The following is a 13,403-nucleotide window of genomic DNA, read 5'->3' on the forward strand; positions in this document are numbered from 1 at the left end:
GACCTGCGGGACGGCGGGGGCTTCGGGGACGGGCTACGCGGGCGACGCCGGGGTCGCGCGGCCGTCCGACATCATGGTGACGCAACCGAAGCACGGCCGGAGGCCGATCCCGCAGGATCGTTCTCCGGCCGTGTCCAGGATATCGGCCGCCGTCGCGCCCGGGCGCCGGCATTCCGGCTCACGCCGCCGTGGCGGCGGCCGTCACCGGGCCCCCTCCTCCGGCGTTCCGCGGCGGCGGTCGCACCGCTCGCCGCCCGCCGGAGGAGGGGATGGGCTCACTGGCCCCCGGACAGCTTCTCGCGCAGCGCGGCGAGCGCCTCGTCGGTGGCGAGTGCGCCGCCGCCGGACTCGCTCTCGCCGCCGCCGGTGTAGGAGGTCTCGCCTCCGCCACCGCCGCCGCCACCGCCACCGCCGCTCGCGGCGGCCGCGGGCTCGGCTCCGGCCTCCGCCTCGGCCTTGCGGGCCTCCTCGATCTGCCTGCGGTGGGCGTCGAAGCGGGACCGGGCCTCGGCGTACTGCCGCTCCCAGGTCTCGCGCTGCTCGTCGAAGCCCTCCAGCCACTCGCCAGTGTCGGCGTCGAAGCCCTCGGGGTACTTGTAGTTGCCCTGCTCGTCGTACTCGGCGGGCATGCCGTACAGCGTCGGGTCGAAGTCCTCTTCCTCGATGCCGGCGGCGCCCTCGTTGGCCTGCTTGAGCGACAGGCTGATGCGGCGCCGGTCGAGGTCGATGTCGATGATCTTCACGAAGATCTCGTCGCCGACCTGGACGACCTGCTCGGGGATCTCGACGTGGCGCTCGGCCAGCTCGGAGATGTGCACCAGGCCCTCGATGCCCTCCTCGACGCGGACGAACGCGCCGAACGGCACCAGCTTGGTGACGCGGCCCGGCACGACCTGCCCGATCTGGTGGGTGCGGGCGAACTGCTGCCAGGGGTCTTCCTGCGTCGCCTTGAGCGACAGCGAGACCCGCTCGCGCTCCATGTCGACGTCCAGGACCTCGACCGTGACCTCCTGACCGACCTCGACGACCTCGGACGGGTGGTCGATGTGCTTCCAGGACAGCTCGGAGACGTGCACCAGGCCGTCGACGCCGCCGAGGTCGACGAACGCGCCGAAGTTGACGATCGAGGACACGACGCCCTTGCGGACCTGGCCCTTCTGCAGCGTGTTGAGGAAGGTCTGGCGGACCTCGCTCTGCGTCTGCTCCAGCCAGGCGCGGCGGGACAGCACCACGTTGTTGCGGTTCTTGTCCAGCTCGATGATCTTGGCCTCGAGCTCGCGGCCGACGTAGGGCTGCAGGTCGCGGACCCGGCGCATCTCGACCAGCGACGCGGGCAGGAAGCCGCGCAGGCCGATGTCCAGGATGAGGCCGCCCTTGACGACCTCGATGACCGTGCCGGTGACGATGCCGTCCTCGTCCTTGATCTTCTCGATCGTGCCCCAGGCGCGCTCGTACTGGGCGCGCTTCTTGGACAGGATCAGCCGGCCCTCCTTGTCCTCCTTCTGGAGGACAAGGGCCTCGACGTGGTCCCCGGTGGACACGACCTCGTTCGGGTCGACGTCGTGCTTGATGGACAGCTCACGCGAGGGGATGACGCCCTCGGTCTTGTAGCCGATGTCGAGGAGGACCTCGTCACGATCGACCTTGACGACAGTGCCTTCGACAATGTCGCCGTCGTTGAAGTACTTGATGGTCTCATCGATCGCGGCGAGGAAGGCTTCCTCGGACCCGATGTCGTTGACCGCTACCTGCGGGGTGGTCGAGGTGGCCTCGGTGCTGCTCGTCATGTGTCGGCTGGCTCCGGTACGGACAGTGAAGTCGTATGGGGTTCTGCGCGGAGGGCCGTTTTCCGCCCTGCCGAGGACCGGAAAGGGACGCGGACTCTGCCGCGTCAGTGCACCGAACCGTTGTCGCCGACCTGACCGAGCGCGAGCCTGCTCTGTCTGAAGCGCGCACAGGCCCACAGCGCAGCGATCAGCATATGGGACCAATCTCCCGTGGTCAATCCAGGTCCGGCGGCGCCGGGTCAGTACGTCCGGGCCCGGGCCCGGTACTCCTTGGCGAGCCGGTACTCGGCCGCCTTGGGAAACGTCACGGTGTTCGGGTCACCGTCAGATGTGTACCGCTCCTCGGGGTGCTTGTCCAGATGTTCGAGCCAAGCCGTCGAGCAGTACTGCTTGCAGTCGTCCTCTTCGATCTTGCCCTCGGACCGGACCCGGCTGATCTCCCAGCGGTCGAACTCCTCGTCGAACGGCGACAGGGAGGGCCTCCAGCCCGCGACGAAGGCGCCCTGGAACCCGTACTCGCCGTCCGCCTTCTCGGCCCATGCCCGCTTCCGCGGCAGGACGCCGAACGGGTACGCCAGCGTGGTGGCGTGCTTCCCGGTCAGCCGGACGATCCGGTCCTCGATCTCCCCGATCTCCTCCCGGACCTCCTCTCCGGACATGCCGCCGAGGTTCGGGTGGTTCATCGTGTGGTTGCCGATCTCGTACCCGCGCCGCACGAGCCAGGGCACCGCGGCCGACGCCTGCCCGTCCTCCATCCCGAACAGCTCCCGGGTCATGTAGAACGTCGCGACCGGCCTGAAGCCGGGGTTCTCCGCGGCGACGCGCTGGATGACCTCGACGGCGGTGCCGGCCTTCGGCCGGCCCTGCGCGTCCAGCGCGAAGTGGTCGGGCGTCCCGTCGTCGAACGTCAGGACGACGGGGTGCCTCCCGGCCGGGGCGTTGAACCGCCCGCCGACGAACTCCGCCGCCGTGATCGGGGAGTAGCCGCCCTTGGCCAGCCGCGTCAGCTCGTCGTACAGCTCTTCGGGCGTCCGGTCCAGCGGCCTTTCCGGCTTCTCCACGATGCGGTGGTACATCAGCACCGGCACCTGGCCGAGCTCGTTCGCCTTGGCCGCCACCGCCCCCGGCGCCGCGGCCGCGATCGGCGCACTGGCCGAGACGGACGGCGACCCGCTCCCCGACCCGCCGGGCGCGGGCGACCCGGTCGCCTTGGCGGCCCGCGCCTCGCCCTCCGGCTCGGCCGCGACCCGCTCGCCCCCGGCCTCCTCGCCGCGGCGCCGCTCACCGGGGACCGTCAGCCCCAGGATCACGGCACAGACGACCACGACTCCAGCGATCTTGTGAAGCAGAGGCACGCTGACCCCCCCGCCGGTCGACCCCAACAGGATCCCGGGGAAAGCGTACGACCCCCGGACATCTACGGACACCCACTCGCGTACCCACAGGATCCCCGCCCGGCACCCCCGCCACGCCCAGATCTGATCAAGTCGGAGTATCTATTGCATTGCCCTTGGCGGTCGGACCTTGAAGGCCCTCCCTTCGGCGGGCACTGCGTGCTGTGTTTGCTTGCATTGCCCTTGGCGGTCGGGCCTTGAAAGCCCTTCCTTCGGCGGGCACTGCGGTGCGATCGCTGCATCGCTCCGGCCCGCCTTGCGGCTCGCTTCGCGATCAGTTTCTCGCTTCGCTCGAAACCTGCCTTCGGGCGCGATCGCAGTGGTTCTGGTTGTCGCGGGGTTGCTGTAGTGGCTGAGGCAGGCGCTTACGACCTACGTGCATTGCCGTCACCCGGCTTGCCGTCTACGACCAACGTCGACACGCAGCCTCCGACCGAAGCGACGAACCAGATCGCGCAGCGCAGCCTCAGAACCACGCAACAACCCCAGCATTCACGGCGCACAGACGGATGCCATGGAGCACGGCGCGGCCGCACAGGGCCGCCGCCCAGGACGACCGCCCGGCACCAGCACGCAGGGCAGGCAGCGGCACGCCCTAGTTCACGACGGCCTGCCGCCACAGCAACCCCGCGACAACGCCAACAGTCTCGATCGCGTCCGAAGCCAGGTTTCGAGCCTGCGAGAAACCTGATCGCGCAGCGAGCCGCAAGGGGAGTCGGAGCGATGCAGCGATCGCACCGTAGTTCCCGCCGAAGGAGGGCCCCCAGGGCCCGACGCCAAGGGAACTACAAAAAAAGCTAGTGCGCTGCTTCCTGCCAGGTTTGGCCTGTGCCCATGGAGACGCTCAAGGGGGCGCGGAGGGCGTAGGCGCCGGCCATTTCGGTGCTGACGAGGGTCTTGAGGCCGTCCAGTTCGCCGGGGGCCACTTCGAAGACGAGTTCGTCGTGGACCTGCAGGAGGATCCGGGACGTCAGGCCGGCGCCGCGGAGGGCGCGGTCGACGTTGAGGCCGGCGACCTTGATGATGTCGGCGGCCGATCCCTGGATGGGGGCGTTGAGCGCCATCCGCTCGGCCATCTCGCGGCGCTGCCGGTTGTCGGAGTTGAGGTCGGGCAGGTAGCGGCGGCGACCCATGATCGTTTCGGTGTAGCCCTCCTGCCGGGCCTTGGCGACGATGTCGCGCAGGTAGTCGCGGACGCCGCCGAACTGCTCGAAGTACTCCTCCATGAGGCCGCGCGCCTCGTCCGGGGAGATGCGCAGCTGCTGGGAGAGGCCGTAGGCGGACAGGCCGTAGGCGAGGCCGTAGTTCATGGCCTTGATGCGGGCGCGCAGCTCGGAGTCGATCTGGTCGGGCGGGAGGCCGAAGACGCGGGACGCGGTGACGGTGTGGAAGTCCGTGCCGGAGCCGAACGCGTCCAGGAGGGCCTCGTCCTCGGAGAGGTGCGCCATGATGCGCAGCTCGATCTGGGAGTAGTCGGCGGTGAGGAGGGACTCGTAGCCCTCGCCGACGACGAACGCCTCGCGGATCTGGCGGCCCTCGGCGGTGCGGATCGGGATGTTCTGCAGGTTCGGGTCGGTGGACGACAGCCGGCCGGTCGCGGCGATCATCTGGTTGAACGTGGTGTGGATGCGGCCCGCGTCGTCGGCCATCGGGATGAGGGAGTCGACGATGCTCTTGAGCTTGGCGACCTCCCGCCAGCGCAGGATGTGGTCCAGGACGGGGTGCGGGTCCTTCTCCGCGAGGTTCGTGAGGGCCTCGGAGTCGGTGGTGTAGCCGGTCTTGGTGCGCTTGGTCTTCGGCAGGTTCAGCTCGTCGAACAGCACCTGCTGCACCTGCTTGGGCGACCCGAGGTTGAACTCGCGGCCGACGGCCGAGTGAGCCTGCTGCTCCTGCTCCTTCACCTGGCCGCCGAGGGACGCGGACAGGCCCGCGAGGTGGCCGGTGTCGACCGCGATGCCCGCGCGCTCCATGCCGGCGAGGACGCCGACGAGCGGGAGCTCCACCTCGTGCAGCAGCCGCGTCGCGCCGCGCTTGTCGAGGTCCTTGTCGAGGACGTCGGCCAGCTCGGTGACGGCGCGCGCGCGGACCGCGAGGGCCTGCGCCGCCTCCTCCTCGCCGGAGCCGTCCAGCGTGAGCTGCCCCGAGTCCTCGGTCTCGCTGCGCAGCTCGCGGTGCAGGTAGCGCAGGGCGAGGTCGGCCAGGTCGAACGTCCGCTGCCCCGGCAGCGCCAGGTAGGCGGCGAGCGCGGTGTCGCTGGTGAGGCCGTCCAGGGCCATGCCGCGCGCCGCGAACGCCAGCATCGGCCCCTTGGCCTCGTGGATCGCCTTGGGACGCGCGGGGTCGGCGAGGTAGGCGGCCAGGGCGCGCTCGTCGTCCTCGATCATCTCGGCCGGATCGAGATGCACCGCCGGGCCCTTCTTGGACGCCAGCGCGAGCGCGGTGATCTCACCAGTCCCGCGGCCCCAGGCGCCGGCGACGGCGATGCCGAGCCGGTCGCCGGCGTTGGCCTCCAGCCAGGCGCCGAGCGCGCCCGGCTCCAGCGCGTCGACCTCGACGTCGAAGCCCTCGTCGGCCTCGGGCTCGGCCGTGGACAGGGTCGCGTACAGCCGCTCGCGCAGGACCCGGAACTGGAGCGAGTCGAACAGGGTGTGGATCTCCTCGCGGTCCCACTGGCCCATCGTCAGCTGCGGCGGCGTCAGCTCCAGCCCGACCTCGGTGTCGAGCTTGTTGATCTGGTGGTTGCGCAGCACCTGGGCGAGGTGCTCGCGCAGGCTGTCGCCCGCCTTGCCCTTGATCTCGTGCACCTGGTTCACGAGCGTGTCGAGGTCGCCGTACTTGGTGAGCCACTTGGCGGCGGTCTTCGGTCCGACCCCGGGCACGCCGGGCAGGTTGTCGCTGGTCTCCCCCACCAGCGCGGCCAGTTCCCGGTACCGCTCGGGCGGGACGCCGTACTTGGCCTCGACGGCGCCGGGATCCATCCGGGACAGCTCCGAGACGCCGCGGACCGGGTACAGGATCGTGACGTCGCCGTCGACGAGCTGGAAGGCGTCCCGGTCGCCGGTGACGATCAGGGTCTCCAGGCCGGCCGCCGTGGCCTGGACCGACAGCGTGGCGATGATGTCGTCCGCCTCGAAGCCCGCGACCGACAGCCGCGGGATGCGCAGCGCGTCCAGGACCTCGAAGATCAGGCTGGTCTGGCTGCGGAACTCGTCCGGGGTCTTCTGCCGGCCCGCCTTGTACTCGACGTACTGCTCGTGCCGGAACGTCGGCTCGGAGCGGTCGAACGCCACCGCGATATGGGTGGGCTGCTCATCCCGCAGGACGTTGATGAGCATCGAGGTGAAGCCGTACACGGCGTTGGTCGGCTGCCCGTCCGTCGTGGAGAAGTTCTCCACGGGCAGCGCGAAGAACGCCCGGTAGGCCAGGGAATGCCCGTCGAGCAGGAGAAGCCGGTCACGCTTGTCAGGGGTCGCTGGTGTCGTCGCCACACCAGGACTCTAGTCTGCGCGTACGACAGTTTCGTGGAGGCGTAAGTGACTGACAACCCCGGGACGGAGCCCGTCACCGGCTCCACCGGTTTCGGGCCGGACGCGCACGGCGACCTGGGCAAGGCCATGGGCATCGAGTGCCTGGAGGCCACACCCGAGCGCGTCGTGGGACGGATGCCCGTGAAGGGCAACACCCAGCCGTACGGGCTCCTGCACGGCGGCGCGTCCTGCGTGCTCGCCGAGTCGATCGGGTCGACCGGCGCCGCGCTGCACGCCGGCCCCGGCCGCATCGCCGTGGGCATCGAGATCAACGCCACCCACCACCGGTCGGCGACGGAGGGGTACGTCACCGGTGTGGCGACCCGCACGCACGGCGGCCGCACCCTCGCCACCTACGACATCGTGATCACCGACGACGAGGGCCGGCGGGTCTGCACCGCGCGCCTGACCTGCATGCTGCGGGACGCCCCCGGGGCGTGATCCGCGCTTTCTTTGCGACGGCCGCCCCCGGGTCTGTAGCGTGGATCGAAACGGCCCGGGATCACCGAGTAGACAACGCACGCGCCCGGACAGGGCGCGGACGGCCCCAAAGGTGATCCCGGGCCACTTTTCTCACCACATGACCGGACCAACGCGCGATATTTCACAAAACGGTCACAGCAGATCACGACTCGGCCGCAACCCCCACTCGCGCCTCCTCCTGAACCTCCAGGTCAAGTAGCCTCTGCCGCACTGACAAACGGACGCAAAGAGGCAGTCCACGGACATCTGGAGACGCCCATGCAAGGCGGCAGAAGGTTCCGCACCCTGGCACTCACCGCGGTGACCGCGCTCGCCCTCGCGGCCTGCGGCGGCGACGGCGGCGACGGCGAGGACACCAACGCCGGCGCAGGCAGCAAGGACGGGGTGCTCAAGCTCGGCTACGTCTTCCCGGAGAGCGGCGAGCTGGCCCACCTCGGCCCGCCCCAGGTCTCGGCGGCCAAGTACGCGATCTCCGAGATCAACAAGGCCGGCGGCGTCCTCGGCAAGCCGATGCCCGAGGTGGTCGGGTCGGACGAGGGAGGCAAGGCCGAGATCGCCAACGCCTCGGTCGACCGGCTGCTCGGCCAGAACGTCGACGGGATCGTCGGCGCGGCGGCCTCCGGCATGTCCCTGGCGATCCTCGACAAGGTCAAGAGCGCCCAGAAGGTCCAGTGCTCGGGCTCCAACACCGCGCCGACGTTCACCGGCTACAAGGACGACGGCTTCTACTTCCGCACCGCGCCCAGCGACGTGCTCCAGGGGCCGATCCTCGCCGACACCATCACCGGTGACGGCCACGCCACCGTCGCCGTCGCCTACCGCGGCGACGACTACGGCAAGGGCCTGGCCGAGGCGACCAAGTCGTCCCTGGAGAAGGTCGGCGCCACCGTGCCGGTCATGGAGGCCTACGAGCCGAACACCACCAACTTCAACGCCACGGTCACCAAGATCCGCGACGCCAAGCCGGACGCCGTCGTCATGGTCTCCTTCCAGGAGGGCGCCCAGCTAGGCACCAAGCTCCTGGAGGCCGGCTTCAAGGCGAACCAGTTCTACAGCGCCGACGGCATGAAGGACGAGGAGATGGCCCAGCGCTTCTCCAAGAACGACCCTGCCGTCATCGAGGGCTTCAAGGGCACCGGCCCCGCCTCGGTGGACAATAAGGAGTTCACCGACGGCCTGAAGGCGTTCGACCCCAAGCTGGAGGTCTTCCAGTACGCGCCGCAGGTCTACGACTGCGTCCTGACCATGGCGCTGGCGGCCGAGACCGCCAAGACCGACGACCCCGCCGCCTTCAAGGCCAAGATGAACGAGGTCACCAAGGGCGGCGAGAAGTGCACCACGTTCACCCAGTGCCGTGACCTGATCAAGCAGGGCAAGGACATCGACTACGACGGCGCCAGCGGCCCGCTCGACTTCACCGAGCCCGGTGAGCCCGGCGCCACGGAGATCGAGATCTACGAGTACAACGACAAGGGCAAGTTCGAGATCATCGACACGGTCCAGAGCAAGCCTCTGGCCTGATCCCGACCCCCGGTCCAGCAGAGGGCCCCGGCCGGTCGGCCGGGGCCCTTCCTCGCTTCCGCGCCTCTTCGATCAGTCGACCTGGGCGAGGGTACCGAGGTACAGCTCGATGACCTTCGGGTCGCGCAGCAGCTCGTCGCCGGTGCCCGTGTAGGCGTTGCGGCCCTGGTCCAGCACGTATCCCCGGTCGGAAATCTGCAGGCAGTGCCGGGCGTTCTGCTCCACCATCACGATCGACACACCGGCACCTCGGGACCGCGGGTCGTCGAGGGCTGGTACGGCGTGCCGTTCGAGCAGCCGCTCGCGCGCCTCGCCGACACCGTCGAGGTGTGCCGGAAGGTCTGGCGCCGCGAGATCGTCCAGCACCAGGGGGCGGCGGTGACACTCCCGCTGCCGGACGGCCGGAAGTCCGGCACCGGCAGGGCCCTCAAGATCCTCCCGGAGCCGGTGCGGGACGCCCTGCACGTCTGGGTCGCCGCCCTGGGACCGCGGAGCGTTCGGTTCACCGCGGCGACGGCAGACGGCTGGTTTCCATCTTCTCTCCCATGAACGGCCCGGTGCCCGATGTGTGGACGTCGGCGCTCGCAGACGGCGGGCGCGAAAGGCCTGCGGAATTCGGTGAGATCCCCCGGCGGATGCAGGCCGACGGGCCGGTCGCAGCGGCCGGCGCATCCGGACGGGCTGGTCGACGCCGTGGCCCTGTGCGTCGGGCCGACCGCGTTGGCCGGACGGTTGCACGCTGCGCGCAGCAACGGCGTGACCCATCTTCGAGTGGATGCATCGGCCGCCGGCTGGCAGAGCACAGTGGCGTCACCGCGCGCCGCCGTGGATGCGGAGCGCGCTCAAGAGTCGCCACGGCCCGGTTCGGTGAACTCGCGTTCCCGAACCGAGCCGGCGCCGACCCCCGGGCAACGGCGAGATCGCGAAACCCGCGTTGACAGAACCCACCCCCGGGCGAGGCGGCATCCCAGAGGCCGGTTCGCCCGGGGTGAAATTTTCTGGGCAACCCGACTTCCTATGAATTCGCAGGTAGCTGCAACCCCGTGCATTTCTCGCGTCGTACCTCATCCTTCGCGAACGCGGCCACGTACTCGCGCAACAGCACGCGCCGCTCGTGCCGTTCGGGCGCCGTTGGAGGCTCGGACTTCTCACCTGCTTCCCGGTAGGAGTAGCCGTAGCCCCAGTGCGCGGCGAAGCCGGCATTCTCACCGCCGCACTCGGCGACGGCCCACGCCCGGTCCTCGGTCAGCGCGGGTTTCCAGGCGGCGCCTTCGCCCATCGGGAGCGGGTCGGGGCCCGAGCCCATCTCCCGGATGTCCGAGCCCCAGTTTCCGCGCCAACTGGTGAGTTCGACGAGCGGTCTGCCAAGTCTGCTACTCCGGTGCGCGTCGTCGCCGGCCTTCTTCGCTGCGCGAAGGGTGCAGCGTCCGACGACTCCGCCGTCAGCGATGGCGATGAAGACCGTCCCGTCGCGTCCTTCAGCCGGGACGCGGGTGGTGGTGAGGGCGTCGCAGGCCGTGCCCTTCGCGTCCGCGCGGGGCACGTGCCTGCCCGTGTCCGGTACCGCTCCGTCCTTCGGCGCGGGCAGCGGCTTGCCACCGCAGCCGAGTCTCTCGGTCACCTCGTTCGTCATCCGCACCGCGATCCGCAGCATGGCCGCCTTCTCCTCGCGGCTCTCGGCGAAGTAGGTCCAGGTACCCACCAGCAGCCTGTGGTGTTCTTCGGAGGATCCTCGGCCGGAGCGCGCGCACTCGGGCATGAGATAGACGAGGCTGTTCTCGGCCTCGAAGCCGGGTAGCCCGCCCGGCAGCACGGCGTGCGGCGGATGGGAGCGGCCGATGTACGCCAGTTTCTTCTCCTTGTCCACCCCGTCCAGATAGGCGTCTACCTCGACCACCACCTTGCCCTCGTCGTTCTCGAGCACGCAGTGGTACCGGCCGAGGTCCTTGTCGAGGGACTCCTGCGCCGCCCCGAGCCGCGCGTCCGTCCGTACCGTCTTCAGATCGCCGCCGGGCACCTTGCCCCCGCACGCCTCACGTGCCAGCCACCAGTCCTTCGCCGGAGCCCGGACCGAGAACGCGACGATGACCAGTACGAGCACCGTGCAGGCGGACCCCCAAAGCCACTTGCGGTGCTGCCATGCCTGCTTTCCCACACGTTTCTCCTGTATGCCGCTTCCGCACCGGGTGGGCAGTTTCTCATATCGTCTTTGCAGCCCGGTCTCTATCGAGGGCCGTCCGCTCCTCGAGCCTTGCGTTCTCCGCCTTGAGCCGGCGATCTGGGCGCGGCCGGGAGTATTCGGGACTGGGCACCGGCCACACTATTGGCGACTCTCGAAGGCCCCGGGTTCGCACTTCTCGTCCGCGTAGCGATCGAGGGCGCGCGCGGAACAGAGTTGCGAGGCGTACTCGCGAACGTGCTTTTCCATCTTCTGCATGTACTCCCCCAGGCTGACGTCGGGAGGGCACACGCCGAGGTAGCAAGCCGCCAGTACGAACCGGGTCTACACACAAGCCGCCGAAGGACTTCTCCGGCCGGTCACGCTCCAGCCTCTCGACCTGTTCGGCATTGACCTGCTCACCATCCAGAAGTACTCCGGCAGGACCAACGAGTACTTCACCAAGCTCCTGCTGAACGTCACCGCAGGCCCTTCTCCGCTTCCGCGTCCCACCTCCGGGCCCTGATCCGGTGCCCGCCCGGGACGGCCCGGGACGGCCCGGCCGTGCGGCCTCGCCGTCCCGGGCGGGCCCCGGATCAGTCGACCTGGGCGAGGGTGCCGAGGTACAGCTCGATGACCTTCGGGTCGCGCAGCAGCTCCTCGCCGGTGCCCGTATAGGCGTTGCGGCCCTGGTCCAGCACGTAGCCCCGGTCGGAGATCTGCAGGCAGTGCCGGGCGTTCTGCTCCACCATCACGATCGACACCCCGCTGGCGTTGATCTGCTTGACCTGCTCGAAGACCTCGTCCTGGAACTTGGGGGACAGCCCCGCCGTCGGCTCGTCGAGCATCAGCACCGACGGGTCCATCATCAGCGCGCGGCCCATCGCCACCATCTGGCGCTCACCGCCCGACAGCGCCCCCGCCTTCTGCTTGCGCCGCTCCCCCAGCAGCGGGAAGACCTCGCAGACGAACGCGAAGCGCTCGTTCCACAGCTTCGGCCGCAGGTAGAGCCCCATCTCCAGGTTCTCCTCGACGCTGAGCGAGGGGAACACGTTCTGCGTCTGCGGGACGTACCCGACCCCCCGCGACACCAGCTCGTGCGCGGTGCGGTTCGTGATGGACGAGCCCTTCAGCCGGATCTCCCCCGAACGCACCGGGATCAGCCCGAACATCGTCTTGACGAGCGTCGACTTCCCTGCCCCGTTGGGCCCGATCACCGCCACGACCTCGCCCTTCGCGAGAGTCAGGTCGCAGCCGTTGAGGATGTTGATGTCGGGGATGTACCCCGACACCACCTTCTCCGCCACCAGCAGCGGCTCCGGGGCCTTCTCCGGCGCCTTCTCCGGGGTCTGCGCGTCCTTCTCGGCCATCCTCTACTCCTCCGCCCCAGGCTCGTCGTACTGCGTCCCAAGGTAAGCGTCGATGACCGTCCGGTTGGAACGGATCTGTTCCGGCGTGCCCTCGGCGATGACCTGCCCCTGGGCCATGCAGACGACCCAGTCGCTGATCCCCATCACGACGTCCATGTCGTGCTCCACGAACAGCACGGTCATGCCCTCGTCGCGCAGCGCCCGGACATGCCCGAGCAGCGACTGCGTCAGCGCCGGGTTCACCCCGGCCATCGGCTCGTCCAGCATCACCATCGACGGGCCCACCATCAGCGCGCGCGCCATCTCCAGCAGCTTGCGCTGGCCGCCCGACAACTCGCCGGCGAACGAATCGCGCATCTTCGCCAGCTTGAACCGCTCGAGCAGCTCCTCGGCGCGCTTCTCCAGCTCGGCGTCCTGCGAACGCCAGAGCGCCGGGACCAGGGCGTTGAAGAAGTTCTCGCCGCGCTGGCCGACCGCCGCCAGCTTCATGTTGTCCAGGACGGTCAGCCGCGTCAGCGCCTTGGTCAGCTGGAACGTCCGCACCATCCCGCGCCTGGCCATCCGGTGGGCCGAGAGCCCGGCGACCGGACGGCCGTCGAACGACCAGGTGCCGCCGTCGGCGCGGTCGAACCCGGTCAGCACGTTGAACAGCGTCGTCTTGCCCGCGCCGTTCGGGCCGATCAGCGAGGTGATCGTCCCCCGCTGGACCTCCAGGTGGCCGACGTCGACGGCCTTCAGCCCGCCGAACGACCGGCCCACCGCGTCGGCGACCAGGATCGGGTCCGGCTTGGCCATCCCCGGCTCGCCGGTGAGGTGCGCCAGCGGGGACTCGTCCGGCAGGACGGTCTCCTCCACCGCCTCCTCGGCCCGCTGCCGGGCCTCGACGATCTCGCTGTCGCGCAGCTCGACGCCGTCGCCGCCCAGTCCGTCCTTCTGCTCATCGGTCACGGAGCAACATCTCCCTCCGGCTGCCGAGCACGCCTTGCGGCCGGTAAATCATGATCAACATGAGCAGCAGGCCCACCACCGCGAAGCGCAGCGGGCCGATGTCCGAGGACTCCAGGATGCTGTCGGAGATGTACCCCGCACTGAGCGCCTGGCGCAGCGCGGTGTCCATCAGCACCAGCAGGAACCAGAACATCCACGCGCCGACGATCTGTCTC

At 69.5% G+C, this 13,403-nt stretch carries 9 protein-coding genes and 2 pseudogenes; 3 read left to right on the forward strand and 8 right to left on the reverse strand.

All coding sequences use genetic code 11. The annotated features are described in order from the left end of the window. Window positions 1-275: 275 nt before the first annotated feature. From rpsA to polA, 3 genes are all read right to left on the reverse strand, one after another. Window positions 276-1,787: a 30S ribosomal protein S1 gene (gene rpsA / locus E1281_RS28815; RefSeq protein WP_131882858.1), complete on the reverse strand. Its 1,512-nt coding sequence runs from the start codon at window positions 1,785-1,787 to the stop codon at window positions 276-278. Between the two features lie 239 nt (window positions 1,788-2,026). Then, window positions 2,027-3,142, reverse strand: a complete 1,116-nt coding sequence (locus E1281_RS28820) for a polysaccharide deacetylase family protein (RefSeq protein WP_131882859.1) — start codon at window positions 3,140-3,142, stop codon at window positions 2,027-2,029. Between the two features lie 836 nt (window positions 3,143-3,978). Further along, a complete protein-coding gene (gene polA / locus E1281_RS28825) occupies window positions 3,979-6,669 on the reverse strand; it encodes a DNA polymerase I (protein ID WP_131882860.1) in 2,691 nt (896 codons plus the stop codon). Window positions 6,670-6,795: 126 nt separating this feature from the next. Between polA and E1281_RS28830 the strand changes: the two genes are divergently transcribed. Both E1281_RS28830 and E1281_RS28835 read left to right on the forward strand, forming a co-directional pair. Continuing rightward, complete coding sequence (locus tag E1281_RS28830; RefSeq protein ID WP_243717515.1) at window positions 6,796-7,149, forward strand: PaaI family thioesterase; 354 nt, start codon at window positions 6,796-6,798, stop codon at window positions 7,147-7,149. A 300-nt stretch (window positions 7,150-7,449) separates the two neighbouring features. Further along, window positions 7,450-8,712 carry an ABC transporter substrate-binding protein gene (locus E1281_RS28835; RefSeq protein WP_131882861.1) on the forward strand — a complete coding sequence of 421 codons (1,263 nt, stop codon included), beginning with the start codon at window positions 7,450-7,452 and terminating at the stop codon, window positions 8,710-8,712. A gap of 72 nt (window positions 8,713-8,784) precedes the next feature. Here the strand turns inward: E1281_RS28835 and E1281_RS40585 are convergent. Continuing rightward, window positions 8,785-8,955: pseudogene (locus E1281_RS40585) on the reverse strand (ABC transporter ATP-binding protein); the annotation flags it as partial. 39 nt (window positions 8,956-8,994) lie between these two features. On the opposite strand from E1281_RS40585, the gene E1281_RS40590 reads away from it, so the two are divergent. Then, on the forward strand, window positions 8,995-9,261 hold the full coding sequence (locus E1281_RS40590) for an LLM class flavin-dependent oxidoreductase (RefSeq protein ID WP_165959153.1): 267 nt from the start codon (window positions 8,995-8,997) through the stop codon (window positions 9,259-9,261). A 466-nt stretch (window positions 9,262-9,727) separates the two neighbouring features. On the opposite strand, the gene E1281_RS28845 is transcribed toward E1281_RS40590, so the two are convergent. The 4 genes and pseudogenes from E1281_RS28845 to E1281_RS40595 all read right to left on the reverse strand — a co-directional run. Further along, a complete protein-coding gene (locus E1281_RS28845; RefSeq protein ID WP_131882863.1) occupies window positions 9,728-10,867 on the reverse strand; it encodes a hypothetical protein in 1,140 nt (379 codons plus the stop codon). A gap of 599 nt (window positions 10,868-11,466) precedes the next feature. Then, entirely contained in the window at window positions 11,467-12,240 is a 774-nt protein-coding gene (locus tag E1281_RS28855) for an ABC transporter ATP-binding protein (protein ID WP_131882864.1), read from the reverse strand. A gap of 3 nt (window positions 12,241-12,243) precedes the next feature. After that, window positions 12,244-13,035: an ABC transporter ATP-binding protein gene (locus E1281_RS28860; protein ID WP_131882866.1), complete on the reverse strand. Its 792-nt coding sequence runs from the start codon at window positions 13,033-13,035 to the stop codon at window positions 12,244-12,246. 142 nt (window positions 13,036-13,177) lie between these two features. Further along, window positions 13,178-13,403 (reverse strand): annotated as a pseudogene (locus E1281_RS40595) (branched-chain amino acid ABC transporter permease); the annotation flags it as partial.

The sequence above is a fragment of the Actinomadura sp. KC345 genome (genome assembly GCF_004348515.1).
In the GTDB taxonomy this organism is placed as follows: Bacteria; Actinomycetota; Actinomycetes; order Streptosporangiales; family Streptosporangiaceae; genus Spirillospora.